Here is a 19469-nt window from a genome sequence, read left to right as displayed (position 1 = left end):
AAGTTTAATTTAGTCTTTAAAATTAAAGAGCATATTCTTTAGGTGGATTACCTGAAAAATCCGCTATTACAGCTTTTGCATCTTTAAGATAAAAAATTTCGAAAATTGGGTTTTCTGCTGACTTATAAAGTGATTTTACTAGACTACTGCTCTCTATAATAGCTTTTTTAGTTTCCATATCATTTGAAAACACAACTTTACCATTTAATCTTATCCATGCAAATTTTGGACTTGATGTTGAAATTTCAACATAGGGACATTTTTGAAGTTGGGCAAAAACGTCTTTTTTATTGTTTGTGCAGAAATATAGATTCCCATCTTTCTCAAGCATAAATTGGAAAGGACGTACTTTGGGTTTACCGTCTAATCCTACAGTTGCAAAATATTGCACTGGATTTTCTTTTAAAAATTTTACTACTTCGTTCATGTTAATGAACCTCCTTTAAAATTGAACTTGCAATTTGCTACTTACAAATTTATAATAATATTCATAATATCAAATGTAAAGTAAGCACTTAAAAGTACTGTAGTTACCTAAAGTATACTATTGTGTGTTTATAATACTTTTAAAGGAGAAACTTTTATGGATAAAAAAGATTTACCTGCATGTCCAGTTGAAACTACACTCTCACTCATAGGTGATAAGTGGAAAGTTTTAATCATTAGAGATTTGCTTACAGGTACCAAAAGATTTGGAGAATTAAAAAAGTCGGTTGGAAGTATTTCGCAAAAAGTTTTAACTCAAAATTTAAGACGAATGGAGCAAGATGGTCTTGTAAATAGAAAAGTATATGCCGAGGTTCCACCTAGAGTTGAGTATTCACTGACAAGCCTTGGATTCAGTTTAAAGCCAATACTAGATGTCATGTGGAGTTGGGGAGAAGAATATAAGAAATGCAGTGTAGGTAATCACTTATGCTAATTGAAAATATTATTTTACTTATGCTTATTTTGCTTTTATATATAATAGTATGGTATTACGTTGGAAGAAAAGTAAAAGGGGTATTTTTAAAGAAAAATAAAAATTTAAAAAAGAGACTGTACTGGATTGGATTTTGGTTCATAGCTTTTTCTTATATTATAAGTTCTATATTTAAAAGTGTTGTATCAGTAAACAACATATTAGCTTCACTATTAACACTAATAGGAGCAGTATCTCTAGGCATTTTGTATTACTTACTTATATTATTTCTGCTCACGGATGTGGTAAAATTTATTTTAAAAAAGGTAGGGTTTAAGGGGAAAATTAGAAATTGTATAAGTGTCATATATGATGATGGAATTTCAATTTTTATAATAGTTTTAATTATTTTTTCCTTTGGCATGTGGAATGCCCTTCATCCAGTCATAACAAATTATAGTATAGATATAAATAAAAGTGCAGGTAAAATAAATTCACTAAACGTGGTAATGGTGTCAGATGTACACATGGGTATAATGATTAAGGAAAAAGGCATAGATAAAATGGTGAATTCCATAAATAAATTAAAACCTGACATAGTTTTCTTTTGTGGAGATATGGTTGATGAAAGTACAACTACAAAGTTAAAGAAATATTATGGACAAGCTTTTAAAAAGATAAACTCAAAGTATGGTGTATATTACATTACAGGAAATCATGAATATGGAGAAAATTTATCTGAAACAATTAGTTATATGAATGAAGCAAAGGTTAAAGTACTGCAAGATAAAGCAGTTAAAATAGACAATAGTTTTTATGTGGTAGGTAGAAAGGATGCTGATAGCGGCGAAAAGATAAAACCGCTAAAGGAAATTTTGAAAAATACAGACAAATCCCTACCTATTATAGAATTAAATCATAGACCGGTGGGTCTTGAGGAGGCTCATAAGGAAGATGTGGATTTACAGCTTTCGGGACATACTCACAGGGGGCAAGTTTTCCCTAATAATCTTATGACAAAGCTTATTTATGAAGATGACTATGGATATCTTAAAAAGGACAATTTTAATTTAATAGTTACTTCTGGTTATGGGACCTGGGGACCTCCCATAAGAATTGGAACAAAAGGTGAAATAGTAAATATTAAAATTAAGTTTAAGCACTAGGCAATGAAATATGAATAAGAAAAATGAGGCGAGTGAAACATATATTTTACTTGCCTCATTTTTCTTTAGGGGATGATTAAACTAATTATGTGTAATCTATTGTGAACTTAAGGTAGAATGGCAAATGAACGAACAGGGAAACCGGGTGCTTTTTGAGCTTTGGGAACTATGCTGAAGATTATTGCTCCAGTTGGAGGTACTTTGTCCAAATTGGTCATAACTTCAATTTGATAATGGTCTTCTTTTAATACATAATATTCTCCCTGAAATCCAGTTGCTTTTTGTTCTATTGGTGCATCTGTATCAAAGGTTTCATGTCCATTTGCTGCTATTTTGCGAGTCTCATATAAGAATTTGAGTGCATCAAATGACCATCCAGGATAGTGTTCATCACCTTTTTCATCAAGGTTTAAAAATTTGTCTTGATCAGGCCATCTTTTACTCCAGTCGGACCTAAATGCTACAAAAGCACCTTCTGGTATTTTACCATATTTCTTTTCCCATTCTAAAATATCATCTACTGTAAGTACGTAATCATTATTTTCTTTTACTTTTTCTGAAAGATCTATAACTACAAGAGGTAAAACAAGTTCTTGAAGTTCTAATTCATCAATGTATCTTCCGCCTTCTGCAAAATGTATTGGAGGATCAAGATGAGTTCCGTATTGTCCTGCAAATGTATATTGTTTTACAAAGAACCCATCTTTGTGAGTGAAAATAGTCTCAAATTTTGCAGGATTAAAGCTTGCAAATCTTGGGGTGTCCGGTCCAAATTCATGGGTAAGATCTACCCATTGGTGTTTTTTTAAATCACCTAAAGTATTCCATAAACTATTAGTCATAATATATAATCTCCTTCCAAATTAAATAGTATATTAATTAGCAACCTTCTCTTTAGAAGCTGCAGGTAAAACTGATCTTTTTTTATAAATAGAGGTAATACTAAAACCTACTATTATCCATGCCAAAACTATATAAGGAAATATATTATTAGGAAAGGCTGGTATAGGATAAATATTTGAATAAAAGGTAAATGCTAAAACAAGTAGAGCTACAACTGGTATAATAAGCTGCCATGTCCATATTTTTTTCTTTCCAAAGTATATAAGTGAACCCAAGCTTGTTATGAAGTAAGCAATAAGTAATGCAAGTGCACCTATTGTTCCTATATATCCAAATACTTCTACTCCATCATGCCTAAAAAGTGCTAAAACTGGAACTATTATTATTGCAAGTATGATGTTTAAAGCTACATAAGGAGTATGGTGTTTAGAGTGTACGCCAGAAAAAATTTGTGGAACATTACCATCTTTACTCATTGAATATAAAAGCCTTGAACCTGCAGTCATAGATCCTAAAGCAGTTGAAAAAGCGGAAATGCTGATAGCCAGCGTAATTAATATAGTAAATACACTTCCTATATAATTTTTAGAAAGGTCTACTATAGTAGATGGTGACTTTGTTAGAGCACCTATTCCTGAAGGCGATACTCCAAATCCTATAACCTCAGCATAACTTACGAATACGAATATAAGTCCGGTTACAACAACTGTACTTGCAATTGCAAGAGGTATTGATTTCTTAGGATTTTTACTTTCTTCACCAAGACTTGATGCCCCCTCAAAACCGCCAAAGCATAGTATTGCATATACGATTCCAGCACCATAATTTGAAAATTTATTTCCATTTCCTTTAAAAGGAACTAAACTTAATCCTTTTGTTGAACCAACTTTTACAAGAATGACCACTGAAAGCAATATTACGAGGAGGATTGATACAGCTTCTATGACAAGCATAATGTTTGTACTTAATTTTACATCACTATAAGATACAAACCATATAAATACCTCACAAATTAGTGCAAATATAATCCAGGATATGCTTATTCCAGTTAATTCTTTAATAAAGCTAGAAAAAAGAGATCCAAAAGCAGAAGAACATCCAGCAGAAAATCCTATATAGGTAAGAAGAAGAGCCCATCCTGATATTGAAGCAGCTTTTTTACCCAAAGATCTTTCTGTAAATGTATAAACCGAACCTGCAGATGGAAAATATTCATTGAATTTTATAAAAGATACGGCTACAAAGCCCATTAGTATAGTTGATATAACAAATACTGCACTTACAGAGTAAGATACTGTTGATGCCATAAGTCCTACATTCATTGACATAGCAAAAGTAGGTGCTATTATTGCAACTGAAAGTGCAATAACTTCTACAAAATTAAGTTGATTTTTTTTAAGGGCATTAATGCCTTTAGAGTTTTCTTTGCTCATATTGTTCACTCCTTAGCGAATAGGTTTTTACTTATATTTTTATTAATTAAATGGAAATCTTATCGGAATATTTGATTTGCGCAAATCGAATGGTTTATCTTATAGAAAAATAAGGTCATTTTTCTATAAGATAAGAAAAATGACCTTTTAATATCATGATATTAAAAATCAATTATCTCATCTATCAGAAATAATCTGCAGGAATTAACACCAATACATTTAAATGAAAATGCTGGTTGTTGGGTTTCATAGGGCCAGTCCCTCAACCTCTCTTGATAAGATTTTATTTAATTTAGTTAGTAGTATACTACCAAGATTGTCCTGTTGTCAATAACTTTTTTTGAAAGATTAAAGTTGTAATTTATATAATTGAACTATAAATAAGTTCCTAAATTTCTTTATAAATATACAATTTAAATGCTAAATTTGTCACAAGAAAGCACTACTTGTTTTTTAATGTCTGCTATGATAAAATTTAAGTTAAATTTAGATGCAGGAGGGAAATTATGACACATTTACTTGAGCCACTAAACAGTGGTAAATTAGTTTTAAAAAATAGATTAATTATGCCGCCTATGGCTACAGAGAAATCTGAAGATGATGGAAAAGTAAGTAGTAAGCTCTTAGAACATTATGATGAAATATCTAGAGGAGGATATTTATCACTCATTATAGTTGAACACAGCTTTATTGAACAAGAAGGAAAAGCTAGTAAAAATCAGCTTTCTGTTGCAGATGACAGTACAATAGAAGGTTTAAGAAAAGTAGCTGATACTATTCATAAAAACGGTTGCAAGGCAGTTATGCAGCTTAATCATGCTGGGAGTGCAACCACGGTGGCAGTTACAGGAAGTGTTTTAGTTGCACCTTCAGCTGTGGAAAATCCTTTTATGAAATCGGGTATTCCAAGAGAGCTTACTTATGATGAAATTCAAGATATAGTTAAAAGCTTTAAGGATGCTGCTGTGCGTGTAAAGGCGGCGGGTTTTGATGGAGTAGAAATTCACTCTGCCCATGGATATCTCTTAAATCAATTCTATTCTCCCCTTACAAACAAGAGAACTGATGAATATGGTGGAGATGATGTAAAGAATAGAATTAAAATTCACCTTCAAGTTATAAAGGCTGTACGTGAAGCTGTAGGAAATGAATTTCCAATTTTTATGAGATTGGGAGCTTCTGATTACATGGAAGGTGGAACTACACTTGAAGATAGTAAAGCTGCAGTTTGTGAATTTGAAAAAGCGGGTCTGGATGTTTTAGATATTTCAGGAGGATTTTGCAGATTTACTGTACCGGGAAATAACTCTCAAGGATATTTCTCAGAACTCAGTGGAAGCTTGAAACAGTTTGTATCAATCCCTGTTATATTAACTGGAGGCATTACAAAAGCTGAAGCTGCAGAGGAACTGCTTGTAGATGTAAAAGCTGATCTCATAGGTGTAGGAAGAGCTATGTATAAAGATTCTAGTTGGGCCAAAAGAGCCGTTGAAAGTTTTGAACATAGTAAATGCTAGTATGTTTTATATATAAGTGACTCAACTTTTGCACATAAGAAATTAACTTAATATAAGAACTTTGCGAAGCAATTTTTTTAAAGAACAAATAACAAAGTTTAAATATCAAATAAGGATAATTTTCTTCCTAACGTCAGAAAATATTAAAATTGTAGATTTGCTGAGGTACGAGGAAAATCACCTTTATCTGTTCTTTGTTCTTTAAACTTTGTTATTTTCAAAAGCTTTGCTTCGCAATATTTTAACTCCTGTTTTTATTATTCTAAAATTGTATTTTTGCTAGAGAAAGTATTTTTGAGGCAGTGGCGTCATCGGTAATAAGTGTGTTTATATACTTCCCACGCAGGGCTCCTAAGATTGCCTTGGCTTTAAATTTCCCTGCAGCAATACCTATTACATGGTTTACCCGGCGAATAGATGAAGTATCTATACCTATCACTTTTTGATTTATATCAATATCAATTTCTTCCCCTAGCTCATTGTAAACACGGCCATAAATACATCCTACAGCTTTAAGATCATCTAAACTGTATTGTTTGACTCTTTCCAAATAATTTGCCCAAAGTGAGGAAGAGAACATGGCATCTGTTGTACCTATTCCTGTGAGAATTATGTCCGATTTATTTGCAAGAAATAGAGTATCACTTAATACAGGTTCCCGCATAAGTGCCTTTCTAGCATAATCATTATCTATATAAAGAGGTGCATACAAGTATTTGCATTTACCTCCATATGTATTTGCTAAATTTCTCATAAGTTCCTGAGAATCCACAATAGTTACATCCTTAGCCGCCGCCCCCACTATCTGGACAGCAGTTATAGGAAGTTTCTTTTTTGGCTTTAGATTTTTTATTAAATTTAAAAGAGTTTTTCCCCAAAGTACACCTATAATAGAATTTTCACTAATTAAATTGTCTACATATTGAGCACCCAATTTTCCCAGTGTATTTAAAGTTTCTTCATAAGCAAACACCTTATTGTCCAGTACCAGTGCATCTTTTAAGTCAAAGTTTTCTTTTAAAACATTTTCTAATTTAGGAACTCTACTGTGAGGTTTGCTTATAGTAATTTCCACTACATGTTTGTCACGCGCCTCTTGAAGCAGTTTAGAAACTTTAAATCTAGTAGTAGATAACTTGGCTGCTATTTCACTTTGAGTCATATTTAATTCATAATACATATCAGATATTTCAGCAAGAAAATTTAATCTTTCAGTTTCATTTATTTTTTCAAATTCATCTATCATGTCTACCCTCTCAAATAATTTTATATTTAACGTACTAATTTAAAGTGATTTAGAAATAGCATTGAAGGAAGCTAATAACCCAATTATACAAAATAATTATAATGTAACTCATTTGTTTTTTCAATATAATAAGCAGTAATTTACAGTTTTATGCAAATACTAATGATACATAAATTTAAAAATGTAACGATAAATCTTATATAGCATTTATTTTATAAGATAATTTAAAAACATTTGTGCAAAATATTAACTAATGTTGACTTTGAAAAATGAATTTGCTATCATTAAATCATATTTACGATGATTAGAAAATTAGGATATCCATAAGCTAGTAAGGAGGAAGTTATGATTAAATTACATGGTGAAGGTGCATATTTATTACATGGAGACGAATTATACTTTGATAATAAAGAATCTAATGAAGAACTTAAGGCAAAATTAGGAAAAGAGCATATTGACAAGGAAGAAGCTAAAAAACAAACTATAGCTTATTCTATTTTGCAGAATCATAATAAATCAAAAGATAGTGAAAACTTAAACATTAAATTTGATGCTCTTGCTTCTCATGATATTACTTTTGTAGGAATTATACAGACAGCTCGTGCCAGCGGACTAACAAAATTCCCAATACCCTATGTGCTTACTAATTGCCACAATAGTCTTTGTGCTGTTGGTGGAACAATTAATGAGGATGACCATTTATTTGGATTGTCTGCAGCAAAGAAGTATGGAGGAATATATGTTCCACCTCATTTAGCAGTTATCCATCAGTATATGCGTGAAATGATGGCAGGCTGTGGAAAGATGATTTTAGGATCAGACAGTCATACCCGTTACGGAGCACTTGGTACAATGGCAATAGGTGAAGGTGGCGGAGAACTTGTTAAACAGCTGCTATCACAGACATATGATATATCTTACCCTGGGGTTATAGGAATTTATTTAACTGGAAAACCACAAAAGGGCATAGGACCGCAGGATGTTGCCTTAGCTATAATTGGTGAAGTGTTTAAAAATGGCTTTGTTAAAAACAAGGTAATGGAATTTGTTGGACCTGGAATAGAAAACTTATCTGTAGAATACAGAACTGGCATTGATGTAATGACCACTGAAACTACATGCTTGACTTCCATATGGAAGACTGACAGCAAAGTTTGTGACTATCTTGAATTACATGGAAGAAAAGATGACTATAAAGAATTAAATCCTGGGAGTGTTGCATATTATGATGGAATTGTATATGTGGATCTGTCAAAAATAAAATCTATGATAGCAATGCCTTTTCACCCAAGTAATGTATATACTATTGAAGAACTTAACACAAACCTTTATGATATATTGGATAAAGTAGAAAGAGATGCACAAAAGAGAATGTCTAACAAAAATCTTAACTTCTCCTTAAAAGATAAGATTAGAGATAATAGATTATATGTAGAACAAGGATGCATAGCTGGATGTGCTGGAGGTAACTATGAAAATATTTGTGAGGCTTCCAGTATATTAAAAGGAAAATCTATTGGAAATGATGAATTTACGTTAAATGTCTATCCTTCCAGTCAGCCTGTTTATTACAGCTTAGCTCAAAATGGAATTGCTGGAGAACTGATGCAGACAGGAGCAATAGTCAAGACAGCTTTCTGTGGACCATGTTTTGGAGGAGGAGATACGCCTGCAAACAATTCACTCAGCATAAGGCATACAACTAGAAACTTCCCTAATCGTGAAGGTTCAAAACCTAATGATGATCAGCTTTCTTATGTAGCACTTATGGATGCACGTTCAATAGCAGCAACAGCTGCTAACAAAGGATTTGTTACAGCAGCTACAGATTTAGATGTAAACTACAATATACCTAAATATTATTTTAACAAGACAATTTATGATAACCGTGTTTATAGTGCCTTTGACAAAGGAAATAGTGATGAAGAATTGAGATTTGGACCTAATATAAAGAACTGGCCGGATATGCCTGAGCTTGCAGACAATTTAATATTAAAAGTATGTTCTTTAATTAAAGATCCTGTAACTACAACAGATGAACTTATACCTTCAGGAGATGCATCTTCTTATAGATCTAATCCATTAAAGCTTTCAGAGTTTACGCTGTCACGTAAAGATCCTGAATATGTTGGAAGATCAAAACAAATTCAAAAATCGGAAAAAGATAGACTTGTAGGAAAATCTCCTTTTGATGCAAATAGGGATCTAGAAAAAGTATTCAATGTAGTAAAAGAAGAGTTTGGCAGCATAAATACAAGTAATACAGGTATAGGAAGCATGATATATGCGGTAAAGCCTGGAGATGGTTCTGCTAGAGAACAGGCAGCCAGCTGTCAAAAAGTTTTAGGTGGATATGCTAATATTGCAAGAGAATATGCTACTAAAAGATATCGTTCAAATTTGATTAATTGGGGTGTACTTCCTTTTGTTATGGAAGATGAACCACAGTTTGAATGTGATGACTATATATTTATACCTAATGTAAGGAAGGCTGTTACTGAAAGACCAGCTGAAATAGATGCTTATGTAGTAAAGGGTAGTCTCAAAAAGTTCAGTGTAAAAATTGACAAACTTACTGAGAAGGAAGTAAATATCTTGTTAGACGGATGTTTGATAAATTATAATAAAACAGATAAATGATCTAGTGTAATAAATTTAATTAATAGTAAAAATTTTAGCAGAAATAGTGTTTGTGAATGCTAAATGTATGGTTAATATTTAGAACATCATTGAAAAGCTGCATTAGATGGAGGATTAACTTCAAGCTAATGCAGCTTTTTATTTAAAATACAACAAATTATTATTCTATGATTAAATTATTTTACGTAAGTACTGTTACTAATTATTTTTAAACAATTTTACAAAAGTCAGGAAGAAAACAGGAGCGTTCGTTGTATATGATAATTATTATAAATCTTATGAAATCTTAAGCATTTTTAAGATGGATTAAGAGATACAGAAGATAATTAACATAGATACAGATAATAAATATTGAGAATTTACATTATATATGATTATATATATGTAATATAAATATTAGTACATCATATTGATGAAAATAGTACAGATGGTAAATAAAACATTATAAAGTTTATTTACACAAGGGAGGAAAAAGGATTGGATAAAGTTGTTTTTGGTGAAGCTAATAGATGTCTCGGATGCAAAGTACCTCAATGTAAAAAAGGATGCCCTGTAAATACCCCTATAAATGAAGTAATAAAATTTTTTAAAGAGAATAAAATAAAGGAAGCTGGGAAACTTCTTTTTGAAAATAACCCCATGTCAGCTATTTGTTCACAAGTTTGTCCGCATGAAAAGTTTTGTGAAGGCCATTGTGTGCTTGGCAAAAAAGGAACTTCTATAAAGTTTGGACTTATCGAAAAATATATATCGGACTTTTACCTTAATTTTATAACGTCAGCTGATATAAAAAAGTTGAATAAAAAAATTGCAGTAGTAGGATCAGGTCCAGCAGGATTGAGTATTGCTTTTATAATGGCAAGAAAGGGATATGATGTAACTATATTTGAATCCCACGAAGATATAGGAGGAGTTTTGAGATACGGCATACCTGCATTTAGACTGCCTAAAGATATTTTGGACAGGCTTAAGGATAAACTTTTCCATATGGGAGTTAAGATAAGGCCTAATACCCTTATAGGACCTGTGATAACTGTTGAAGATTTGTTTAGAGATGGATACAGGGCAGTTTATATAGGAACAGGAGTATGGAGCCCGAGGAGCTTGGGACTTAAAGGAGAAACTTATGGTAATGTGAATTATGCCATAGATTATCTTAAAAACCCTGAGTCTTATAATTTGGGAGATAAAGTTGCAATTATAGGCGCAGGAAATGTTGCTATGGATGCTGCAAGGACCATAATTAGAAATGGATCAAATGACGTAACTATCATTGCAAGGAGTGATGAAGAACATGCAGGAGCAGATAACATAGAAATTGATTATGCCAAACTTGATGGAGTGAAATTTCTCTATAAAATGGCACCAGTTGAAATAACAGATGATGGAATAAAGATAGTTCCAACTGAGGTATCTTTTGATGAAAATACCGGAAAAAAGAAAGTAATGCTAAAGGATGAGGAAGCAAAGCTTTTTAATGCAGATTCTATAATAATTGCTGTAGGCCAGGGACCTAAGGCAAATATAGTAAACAATTCTGAAGGAATAGAAGTGAATTTCAGAGGACTTATACAGACAGATGATTCAGGAAGAACTACAAGGTCTGGAGTTTTTGCATCAGGTGATGTGGTGACAGGTGCCAAAACTGTTGTTGAAGCAGTAGAGGTTTCAAAACACCTTGTAAATGCTATGGAAGAATATATAAAGAGTATGGATAAGAAATATGAAGATTCAGATAAAAATTAAAAAATATTTTATAATCCAGATATAACTGTGTATTTTCTTGATAGACAGCCTAACCAATGGATTTAATATTTAAAACATCATTGAAAAGCTGCATTAGATGGAGGATTAACTTCAAGCTAATGTAGCTTTTTATTTAAAATACAACAAATTGTTATTTGGCACCTGACTCAATATTACTAGCTGTAGATTTTGACATAACCCCTGTCCCTCCTAAAATAAACCCCTTAGTCTTCCTATTTTGGCTTATGTGGCTATAAGGGATGACTGCGGAGTTATTAGTATTGGATAGCCCTTATATGCTGCAATTGAGGATATAGACAGAGCATCTGGGAAATTCTTTTCGGATGCTATTATAACTGGAGTACCTTAAGGTGCTTGGACGGCAGTGGATATCTGGCTTGCTGTTCCCTCTCTAGTCTGTCCCCAATATCTAGCAATGTTGTTTGTATTGAATCCTTGCAAATAAACCAGTCTTTAAGGGTGTGTGAAACTGCCACATTGCCATCTAAAATGTAGATATGTCCATCTTTGTCTAAATTGGATGCTATATAGTTTAAGGTATCTGATCTGTCATCCAGATTATCAACTAAAAGAATCTGGTAGTTTAACTTTTGTGCCAAGGTGGAACCTGCAAGAGCATCTGCAAATCCTTCACCAGAGGATATGATTACATTCTTCATAGTTGCACCATTATTATACTGCTTGGCATGATAAATTTTACCGTTCAAGTTTAGCTTAGCTGGGTGGAGTCTAGGATTTCCTCCTATATTTTGAAACAAATCTGGGTTACTTTCTGGAGTAACTGTCACAGTATGCCTACCGTTCACTAAATTGTCATAGGACATATTAGCGAGCAAATAGTTTTGTTCAATCATCGTTGAACATACAAATCCTGTTGGTGTTAATAGTGTGCCTTTATAATCATAAATTTGATTTAGTTCTGCTGTCTTTACAGTATTATAAGAAGTATGTGTACCAAAAGCTGGTGCAACCAATAAACCACAAACTATGCCAAAAGCTAGTAAATTTTTTATAATTATATATCAAAAAGGATTTTTTACATATATTTTCATAATAATAAAGTATTTTAATATAATGTAAATAAAAAGAGGAATTTTTAAGTTTTTGTAGAATGCTTAAAAATGAATTTTTTATTAAATATATCAGCTCTAGTTTTTTATAATGAAGGAAGGTAATTAATGTGATAGATGGAATTAAACATTTATCTACTAAAACAATTTTAATTATAATTTTAGTTGTAATTGTTGCAGGGTGTTCTGGATTTTATTATTTCAACAAGGTTAAGCCATATAATGATCTTTTGACGGCTGCAAATAAAGCTGTAACTACAGAAGATTACGATAATGCAATAAAGTTTTATACAGAAGCAGAGACTTATAAGAAAACTTCTGATGTTGATAAAAAGATACAACTTATGAGCGTTTTAAAGAAGTCAAAAGAAAATTATGAAGGTGCTGTGCAAAAAATGAAGAGCAAGGATTACCTAAGTGCAATTAATATTTTCAAGAAGGTAGATAAACAAGACCCTAAAAGATATAGTGATTCTCAAAATAAAATCAATGAGTGTAAAAAACTATATGTATCTGATAATTTAGCTAAGGCCAAAGATGATACAAAAAATAATAAGTTTGATGAAGCAAGTATTTGTTTAAATAACATATTTAAGCTTGATGCTAATAATTCTGATGCGAAAAAACTTGAGGGTGATATTGCGGATGGTCAAAAAAAGAAAGATCAAACTGAAGCAGCTGAAGCTTCTACAGGAGTTCCTTCAGCAAGTGGATCAGTAACCTTTGATCAGGCATTGTCTATGGTCTTGAAAGCTGAATTTCCTGATGGCAAATACGCAGTAATTAAGAATGATGATGGAACGAATTTGTATGCAAGTCTTGATTCTACTGCAGTAATTAAAAATGAGGTTAAGTGTATGGCAGATTATCGCGGTAAAACAATTTCTTATGATAGTAAAGAATCTAAACCTATAGAAGCATATTTTAATAGTAATTCATCTACTACAAAGAATGGCTATGAATTTTATCTTACTTTAGGAGGTCATACGAGAGATGGATATTATGTTGAGGCTTCTACAGGCAAACTATATAAACATGATATGGGAAATGTACACAGTATCAACTAGAACTTTTAGATATAGGTGAGTATAATTTAACTACCACCTGATTGAATCAGGTGGGGAAAAGTCAGTTAGTAATAGTGTTATTAAAGATATAGAAAACAAGTTTAACAAATAGACAGACGTTAATACAGATAAAGTTAGTTTATTTGTTGCATTTGCTAGGTCAGCTTTACATTGTAAATTGATCAACTTTGTTATTTAAATAACAAAAGATATTTTTATTGAAATTCCATATTCTAAGGTGTATATTAATAATGTAGTAAAAAGTATATAAATTGGATGAATATAGTGCGAGATAACATCTAGTTGTTAACCGAAGAAGCAATGATATACCGCCACGGCTATATCAAAAACTCTCAGGTAGAAGGAGCGCTGTAGGACAAAACTCTGAAAAATCTGCTATAAAAGCAGTACCAAAGGTGAAAGATATTTAATATCGAAACTCTCAGGTAAAAAAACAGAGGATATGTGGACTATTAGGTAAATAGTCTCCATATCCTTTTTTAATGCATAAAAATATGAAGGAGGTCTTATGTTATGGAAGAATTAAAGAAAACTCCGCTGTTTGATTCTTATGAGAAATACGGTGCAAAAATAATAGATTTTGCAGGATGGGATATGCCAGTACAATTTGAAGGCATAACAGCTGAGCACCAAGCAGTACGTAAAAAAGCAGGATTGTTTGATGTCTCACATATGGGAGAAGCAGATATAACAGGAAAAGATGCACTAGAATTTGTTCAAAATTTAATAACAAATGATGCATCTAAGATTAAAGAAAACCAAATATTATATACACCTATGTGCTATCCAGAAGGTGGAATAGTGGATGATATACTTGTTTATAAATTTACAAATGAGCACTTTTTTCTCGTAATAAATGCTGCAAATACGGATAAAGATATTGATTGGATGATGAAAAATAAGGGAAATTTTCAGGTAGATATAAAAAATATATCTCCTTCAATTATACAGCTTGCAATTCAGGGGCCAAATGCGCAAAAAGTACTTCAAAAATTAACGGATACAGACTTAGATAACATCAAGTTCTATTTCTTCAAAAAAGATGTACTAGTTGCAGGAAAAAAATGCTTGGTTTCAAGAACAGGATATACAGGAGAAGATGGATTTGAAATTTATTCAGGAACTGAAAATGCAGAGTATCTGTGGGATAAAATACTTGAAACAGGTAAGGAAGATGGCATAAAACCAGTAGGACTTGGTGCAAGGGACACTTTGAGATTTGAAGTTAGCTTGCCCCTTTATGGAAATGAATTGTCTAAATCAATTACACCTCTTGAAGCAGGTATAGGAATTTTTGTCAAATTAGATAAAGACAATTTCATAGGTAAGGATGCTCTTGTAAAGCAGAAAAAAGAAGGACTAAAGAGAAAAATAGTGGGTTTTGAAATGAAGGAAAGAGGAATTTCAAGGCACGGATACGAAGTTTTTGCAGAGGATAAGAAAATAGGAGAAGTAACCACTGGATATCGCTCGCCTTCTTTAAATAAAAATATAGGTTTTGCTTTAATTGATTCTAAATATGCATCCATTGGAACTTCTATTTCTATAAAGGTGAGAAATAAGTTTTTAAAGGCGGAAGTAGTTAGTAAAAAATTTTATAATAAAAATTATAACAAATAGCGGGGAGGATTTATAAATGAAAACTTTAAAGGAGTTATTGTATTCAGAAGATCATGAATGGATAAAAGTTGATGGGGACAAAGCCTGTGTAGGTATTACAGATTTTGCCCAGGATTCTTTGGGAGAAATTGTTTTTGTTGAACTTCCTGAAGTGGATTCAGAATTCTCAAAAGGTGATGTATTTGGAACAGTTGAATCTGTAAAAGCAGCCTCAGATTTGTGTATACCAGTTTCAGGTAAGGTGTTAGAGGTAAATGAGGAACTTGTAGATAGCCCTGAAGGTCTAAATGAAGATCCTTACAAAAATTGGATAATTTCAATTCAAGTATCAGATGAAGCTGAATTGAAAGACTTACTTGATGCAGCAAACTATGAAAAAATATGTGATAAGGAGTGATTTATATGCATCCTTATTTACCGCTTACAGAAGAAGACAAGAAAATTATGCTGGAGAAAATAGGAGTAAGCAGCATAGATGATCTGTTTTCCGATATACCAGAAAGCGTTCGTTTAAATAGAAAATTGAATATAAATGATGGAATGTCTGAGCTTGAAGTGGAGTCTTACATTAAGGACATTGCAAAATCAAATAAAAGCTGTGATGATCTAACATGCTTTTTAGGTGCAGGAGTTTATGACCACTATATACCTTCTGTGATAAAACACATAACGTCAAGGTCTGAGTTTTATACCGCCTATACTCCTTATCAAGCTGAAATAAGCCAGGGTACACTTCAGACTATATTTGAGTACCAGACGGTTATGGCTAATTTAACAGGTATGGAAGTTTCAAATGCTTCAATGTATGATGGAGCTACAGCTTGTGTGGAAGCAGCACAAATGGCTGCAAATGTAACAAGACGTAAAAATATAGTTGTCTCAAAAACTTTAAATCCTGAAGTTAGAAAGGTACTTAAAACCTATTTGAGATTTAAAGATTTAAATCTAATAGAAATAGATGAAGCAGGTGGAGTTACTGATATAGACAAACTTAAAGGTGAGATTAATAAGGATACAGCAGCAGTTATAGTTCAAACACCAAATTTTTTAGGACTAATAGAAGAGCTGCAGGATGTGGAGAAGTATGTTCATGATAATAAATCCCTTTTAATAGTATTTTGTGATCCTATTTCCCTTGGAATATTAAAGAGTCCTGGAGAATATGGAGCAGATGTAGTTGTAGGTGAAGGACAATCTCTTGGAAACAGCATGAATTATGGTGGTCCTTATCTTGGATTTTTAACTACTACTAAAAAGTATTTAAGAAAGATTCCAGGAAGAATTGTAGGAGAAACTACGGATTCAGAAGGCAAGAGAGGCTATGTGCTAACACTTCAGGCAAGAGAGCAACATATAAGACGTGAAAAGGCTTCTTCAAATATATGCTCAAATGAAGCACTAAATGCACTGACAGCACTTATATATTTAACTACCTTAGGTAAAAAGGGAATTAGAGAAGTGGCTTATCAGAATGTTCAAAAATCTCATTATGCATTTAAAAAGCTTACTGAAAGCAGAAAATACAAAGCTGTATTTGACAAGCCATTTTTCAATGAATTTGTAGTTGCTTCCCAAAATTCAGTAGGAGATATAAATAAGAAACTACTTGAAAATAAAATATTAGGTGGATATGATCTGGAAAAACAATATCCTTCTTATAAAAATTCCATGCTTTTATGTGTCACTGAAAAGAGGACAAAGAATGAAATTGATAAATTAACTTCTGTATTGGAGGGAATTGAGTAATGAAAGAGCATAACAAACTTATTTTTGAACTTTCCAAAGAAGGCAGAAAGGCCTACTCCCTTCCTAAATGTGACGTACCAGAAGAAGGTATTGAAAAATTGCTGCCTGAAGAATTTATAGGCAAAGAGGAGCCTGAGCTTCCAGAAGTAAGTGAAATAGATGTAATAAGACATTTTACACTGCTTTCCAATAAAAACTTTGGTGTGGATACAGGATTTTATCCTCTTGGTTCTTGTACTATGAAGTATAATCCTAAAATAAATGAGGATATGGCAGATTTTAAGGAGTTTACGCAGCTTCATCCTTATCAGCCAGAAGAGACTAGCCAGGGAGCTTTAAGACTTATGTATGAATTAGGTCAAAAACTTGCTGAAATAACAGGCTTTGAAACTGTATCCCTCCAGCCAGCAGCAGGAGCTCATGGAGAACTTTCAGGACTTATGATTATAAAAGCTTACCATGAAAAAAAGGGAGATTTTAAGAGAAAAAAGATTATAGTTCCTGATTCAGCTCACGGTACAAATCCGGCTTCAGCTTCTTGCACAGGGTTTGAAATAATAGAAGTGAAATCGGATGAAGATGGAACAGTGGACATTGAATCTCTGAAATCTATATTGAGTGATGAAGTAGCAGGACTTATGCTTACAAATCCTAATACACTTGGACTTTTTGAAAAAAATATTATGGAAATAGCCAAACTTGTTCATGAAGCAGGGGGACTTCTTTACTATGATGGTGCTAACATGAATGCCAATATGGGAAAGACAAGGCCTGGAGATATGGGATTTGATGTATGTCATATGAACCTTCACAAGACTTTTTCAACACCTCACGGCGGCGGCGGCCCAGGAAGCGGGCCTATAGGAGTCAAAGAAGAACTTATGGAATTTTTACCTGTTCCTGTAGTTTCTAAAGATAAAGACAAATATTATTTAGACTATGACAGGCCTTATTCTATAGGAAAAGTAAGAAGTTTTTATGGAAACTTTGGAGTTATGGTAAAGGCATTTTCCTATATCTTGAGTATGGGAGCAGATGGCTTAAGGGAAGTTAGTGAAGATGCAGTCTTAAATGCCAATTATATAAAGGAAAGACTTAAGGATTATTATAATATACCTATAGATACAGTTTGTAAACATGAATGTGTACTTGGCGGCTTGAAAGAAGATGAAAACGGAGTTACAACTTTGGATGTGGCAAAAAGACTTTTGGATTATGGATACCATCCTCCAACTATATATTTTCCATTAATCGTAAAAGAAGCAATGATGATAGAACCTACGGAAAATGAAAAGTTAGAAACACTAGATGAATTCATAGATGATATGATAAGTATTGCAAAAGAGGCTAAGGAAAATCCTGATATAGTAAAATCAGCACCAAATACGACAATAATTAAAAGATTAGACGAAGTAAAGGCAGCAAGAAAGCCTGTAGTTAAGTGGAATAAAGGCAAGTAGAGTTTCTAAACTAAAAATAAACTTATACTCCGAATATTTTTTACAATCACAAGCACTGTTAAATATTTTGATAAATCTAAGCAGAAAATTCATAAAAACCTAAGGATTTTTGAAAACTCGTACCTCAGACAATTCAAAAAACCTAAGCTTTTTCATGAATTTTCAACTAAGATTTATATGCAAAATATTTAAATGTGATTGTTTATTGTAAAAATATTTCTACGTATAAGTTTATTTTTTTAGTTAGAAAACTTGTATATTTAGTTCCATATAGAGTGGAGATGAAGATTGTAAAAATATCTGGAGAATAATTCAATTTCTAGCTTAGAAGTCTTTTATTAATTCCATTGATTTTTCCCTGAGCTATAAGCAAATATCCTAAAAATGGAGCTCCTATAAAAGAAGTTATAATGCTAATGGGTAGTTTAATATCCTTTAAATTTTGAGCAACATTAATGCGAAATAAATGACAATATTTAAAATATGTTCAAAAAACGAACTGTAGTCAAAAAACGAACACCGTTTTTTTAATTGATTTGATCAAAAAAAGAACATACATAATAAAAAATATAAAGAAACTACCTAATTTGGACATTTTAAACAATGGCATATATATTGCTTATAAATAAATAATGACTCTAAATTTAAATATCTAACTATTATTAAGGTGTTTAGTTTTTGCGGTAATTATATATAATGTTAATGAACTTTACTATAATAATGCAAAGTTAAATTAGAAATTGTTATTATGACGGGGGGATTATAATGAATGCAGCTATTTGCAAATTGGACAATGCAGTTGTATCTAAGCCGTATATAGAACTTTCACATATAAGATGTAAAAGGTTCAGTATTGATTCACACCAGGTCTTTAGTAAAAAAATAATACACGATGCTGAATTACAGAAAAGATTTGCAGCTAACAGAAATTTAATATTGACTGCAGCACCTTATATGGAGCAGCTAATTAAT

16 protein-coding genes, 1 pseudogene and 2 riboswitches are annotated in these 19469 nt (G+C 32.2%); of the genes and pseudogenes, 11 read left to right on the top strand and 6 right to left on the bottom strand.

The annotated features are described in order from the left end of the window. Nucleotides 1-22 precede the first annotated feature (22 nt). Nucleotides 23-427: a pyridoxamine 5'-phosphate oxidase family protein gene (locus CLRAG_RS12340; protein ID WP_065078709.1), complete on the bottom strand. Its 405-nt coding sequence runs from the start codon at nucleotides 425-427 to the stop codon at nucleotides 23-25. A 156-nt stretch (nucleotides 428-583) separates the two neighbouring features. Between CLRAG_RS12340 and CLRAG_RS12335 the strand changes: the two genes are divergently transcribed. Both CLRAG_RS12335 and CLRAG_RS12330 read left to right on the top strand, forming a co-directional pair. Further along, nucleotides 584-922: a winged helix-turn-helix transcriptional regulator gene (locus CLRAG_RS12335; RefSeq protein ID WP_065078708.1), complete on the top strand. Its 339-nt coding sequence runs from the start codon at nucleotides 584-586 to the stop codon at nucleotides 920-922. After that, on the top strand, nucleotides 916-2067 hold the full coding sequence (locus CLRAG_RS12330) for a metallophosphoesterase (RefSeq protein ID WP_065078707.1): 1152 nt from the start codon (nucleotides 916-918) through the stop codon (nucleotides 2065-2067). The genes CLRAG_RS12335 and CLRAG_RS12330 overlap by 7 nt, the downstream gene beginning before the upstream one ends. Nucleotides 2068-2174: 107 nt before the next feature. Here CLRAG_RS12330 and CLRAG_RS12325 read toward each other — a convergent pair whose 3' ends face one another. Together CLRAG_RS12325 and CLRAG_RS12320 are read right to left on the bottom strand one after the other, a co-directional pair. Further along, entirely contained in the window at nucleotides 2175-2909 is a 735-nt protein-coding gene (locus CLRAG_RS12325) for a cyclase family protein (protein WP_065078706.1), read from the bottom strand. Between the two features lie 33 nt (nucleotides 2910-2942). Then, complete coding sequence (locus tag CLRAG_RS12320; protein WP_065078705.1) at nucleotides 2943-4343, bottom strand: APC family permease; 1401 nt, start codon at nucleotides 4341-4343, stop codon at nucleotides 2943-2945. Between the two features lie 174 nt (nucleotides 4344-4517). After that, nucleotides 4518-4625, bottom strand: a riboswitch (SAM riboswitch). A 224-nt stretch (nucleotides 4626-4849) separates the two neighbouring features. Here CLRAG_RS12320 and CLRAG_RS12315 point away from each other — a divergent pair. Next, complete coding sequence (locus CLRAG_RS12315; protein WP_065078704.1) at nucleotides 4850-5860, top strand: NADH:flavin oxidoreductase; 1011 nt, start codon at nucleotides 4850-4852, stop codon at nucleotides 5858-5860. 262 nt (nucleotides 5861-6122) lie between these two features. Here CLRAG_RS12315 and CLRAG_RS12310 read toward each other — a convergent pair whose 3' ends face one another. Then, the gene (locus CLRAG_RS12310; protein ID WP_065078703.1) at nucleotides 6123-7106 is read right to left on the bottom strand and encodes a sugar-binding transcriptional regulator; all 984 of its coding nucleotides are present in this window, start codon (nucleotides 7104-7106) and stop codon (nucleotides 6123-6125) included. Nucleotides 7107-7451: 345 nt separating this feature from the next. On the opposite strand from CLRAG_RS12310, the gene CLRAG_RS12305 reads away from it, so the two are divergent. Next, nucleotides 7452-9746, top strand: coding sequence for a hydratase (locus tag CLRAG_RS12305; protein WP_065078702.1), 2295 nt, complete (start codon nucleotides 7452-7454; stop codon nucleotides 9744-9746). Between the two features lie 477 nt (nucleotides 9747-10223). Next, nucleotides 10224-11492 carry an NAD(P)-dependent oxidoreductase gene (locus CLRAG_RS12300; RefSeq protein ID WP_065078701.1) on the top strand — a complete coding sequence of 423 codons (1269 nt, stop codon included), beginning with the start codon at nucleotides 10224-10226 and terminating at the stop codon, nucleotides 11490-11492. A gap of 243 nt (nucleotides 11493-11735) precedes the next feature. Here the strand turns inward: CLRAG_RS12300 and CLRAG_RS21410 are convergent, their stop codons facing one another. Then, nucleotides 11736-11843: a cell wall-binding repeat-containing protein gene (locus CLRAG_RS21410; RefSeq protein ID WP_275507581.1), complete on the bottom strand. Its 108-nt coding sequence runs from the start codon at nucleotides 11841-11843 to the stop codon at nucleotides 11736-11738. After that, complete coding sequence (locus CLRAG_RS12295; RefSeq protein WP_065078700.1) at nucleotides 11843-12487, bottom strand: cell wall-binding repeat-containing protein; 645 nt, start codon at nucleotides 12485-12487, stop codon at nucleotides 11843-11845. The genes CLRAG_RS21410 and CLRAG_RS12295 overlap by 1 nt, the downstream gene beginning before the upstream one ends. 206 nt (nucleotides 12488-12693) lie before the next feature. On the opposite strand from CLRAG_RS12295, the gene CLRAG_RS12290 reads away from it, so the two are divergent. The 6 genes and pseudogenes from CLRAG_RS12290 to CLRAG_RS12265 form a co-directional block, all read left to right on the top strand. After that, on the top strand, nucleotides 12694-13650 hold the full coding sequence (locus tag CLRAG_RS12290) for a tetratricopeptide repeat protein (RefSeq protein WP_065078699.1): 957 nt from the start codon (nucleotides 12694-12696) through the stop codon (nucleotides 13648-13650). A 374-nt stretch (nucleotides 13651-14024) separates the two neighbouring features. Further along, nucleotides 14025-14118: riboswitch (glycine riboswitch) on the top strand. Nucleotides 14119-14184: 66 nt separating this feature from the next. Then, the gene (gene gcvT / locus CLRAG_RS12285) at nucleotides 14185-15291 is read left to right on the top strand and encodes a glycine cleavage system aminomethyltransferase GcvT (protein WP_065078698.1); all 1107 of its coding nucleotides are present in this window, start codon (nucleotides 14185-14187) and stop codon (nucleotides 15289-15291) included. 16 nt (nucleotides 15292-15307) lie between these two features. After that, nucleotides 15308-15688: a glycine cleavage system protein GcvH gene (gene gcvH / locus CLRAG_RS12280; RefSeq protein ID WP_065078697.1), complete on the top strand. Its 381-nt coding sequence runs from the start codon at nucleotides 15308-15310 to the stop codon at nucleotides 15686-15688. 5 nt (nucleotides 15689-15693) lie between these two features. Continuing rightward, entirely contained in the window at nucleotides 15694-17037 is a 1344-nt protein-coding gene (gene gcvPA / locus CLRAG_RS12275) for an aminomethyl-transferring glycine dehydrogenase subunit GcvPA (RefSeq protein ID WP_065078696.1), read from the top strand. Further along, nucleotides 17037-18497: an aminomethyl-transferring glycine dehydrogenase subunit GcvPB gene (gcvPB, locus tag CLRAG_RS12270; RefSeq protein WP_065078695.1), complete on the top strand. Its 1461-nt coding sequence runs from the start codon at nucleotides 17037-17039 to the stop codon at nucleotides 18495-18497. Before gcvPA ends, gcvPB begins: the two co-directional genes overlap by 1 nt. 765 nt (nucleotides 18498-19262) lie before the next feature. Further along, a pseudogene (locus tag CLRAG_RS12265) lies at nucleotides 19263-19469 on the top strand (AAA family ATPase); the annotation flags it as partial.

It is taken from the genome of Clostridium ragsdalei P11 (assembly GCF_001675165.1).
Lineage (GTDB): Bacteria > Bacillota > Clostridia > Clostridiales > Clostridiaceae > Clostridium_B > Clostridium_B ragsdalei.
Note: the sequence above shows the minus strand (reverse complement) of the source record. Positions and strands in the feature narration are given on the sequence as shown.

What these genes read in the sequence shown, in the direction of transcription:
- CLRAG_RS12315 (WP_065078704.1), top strand. Translation starts at nt 4,850, where the DNA reads ATGACACATTTACTTGAGCCACTAAACAGTGGTAAATTAGTTTTAAAA.
- gcvPB (WP_065078695.1), top strand. Translation starts at nt 17,037, where the DNA reads ATGAAAGAGCATAACAAACTTATTTTTGAACTTTCCAAAGAAGGCAGA.
- CLRAG_RS12330 (WP_065078707.1), top strand. Translation starts at nt 916, where the DNA reads ATGCTAATTGAAAATATTATTTTACTTATGCTTATTTTGCTTTTATAT.
- gcvPA (WP_065078696.1), top strand. Translation starts at nt 15,694, where the DNA reads ATGCATCCTTATTTACCGCTTACAGAAGAAGACAAGAAAATTATGCTG.
- CLRAG_RS12335 (WP_065078708.1), top strand. Translation starts at nt 584, where the DNA reads ATGGATAAAAAAGATTTACCTGCATGTCCAGTTGAAACTACACTCTCA.
- gcvT (WP_065078698.1), top strand. Translation starts at nt 14,185, where the DNA reads ATGGAAGAATTAAAGAAAACTCCGCTGTTTGATTCTTATGAGAAATAC.
- CLRAG_RS12340 (WP_065078709.1), bottom strand. Translation starts at nt 427, where the DNA reads ATGAACGAAGTAGTAAAATTTTTAAAAGAAAATCCAGTGCAATATTTT.
- CLRAG_RS12305 (WP_065078702.1), top strand. Translation starts at nt 7,452, where the DNA reads ATGATTAAATTACATGGTGAAGGTGCATATTTATTACATGGAGACGAA.
- gcvH (WP_065078697.1), top strand. Translation starts at nt 15,308, where the DNA reads ATGAAAACTTTAAAGGAGTTATTGTATTCAGAAGATCATGAATGGATA.
- CLRAG_RS12325 (WP_065078706.1), bottom strand. Translation starts at nt 2,909, where the DNA reads ATGACTAATAGTTTATGGAATACTTTAGGTGATTTAAAAAAACACCAA.
- CLRAG_RS12320 (WP_065078705.1), bottom strand. Translation starts at nt 4,343, where the DNA reads ATGAGCAAAGAAAACTCTAAAGGCATTAATGCCCTTAAAAAAAATCAA.
- CLRAG_RS12310 (WP_065078703.1), bottom strand. Translation starts at nt 7,106, where the DNA reads ATGATAGATGAATTTGAAAAAATAAATGAAACTGAAAGATTAAATTTT.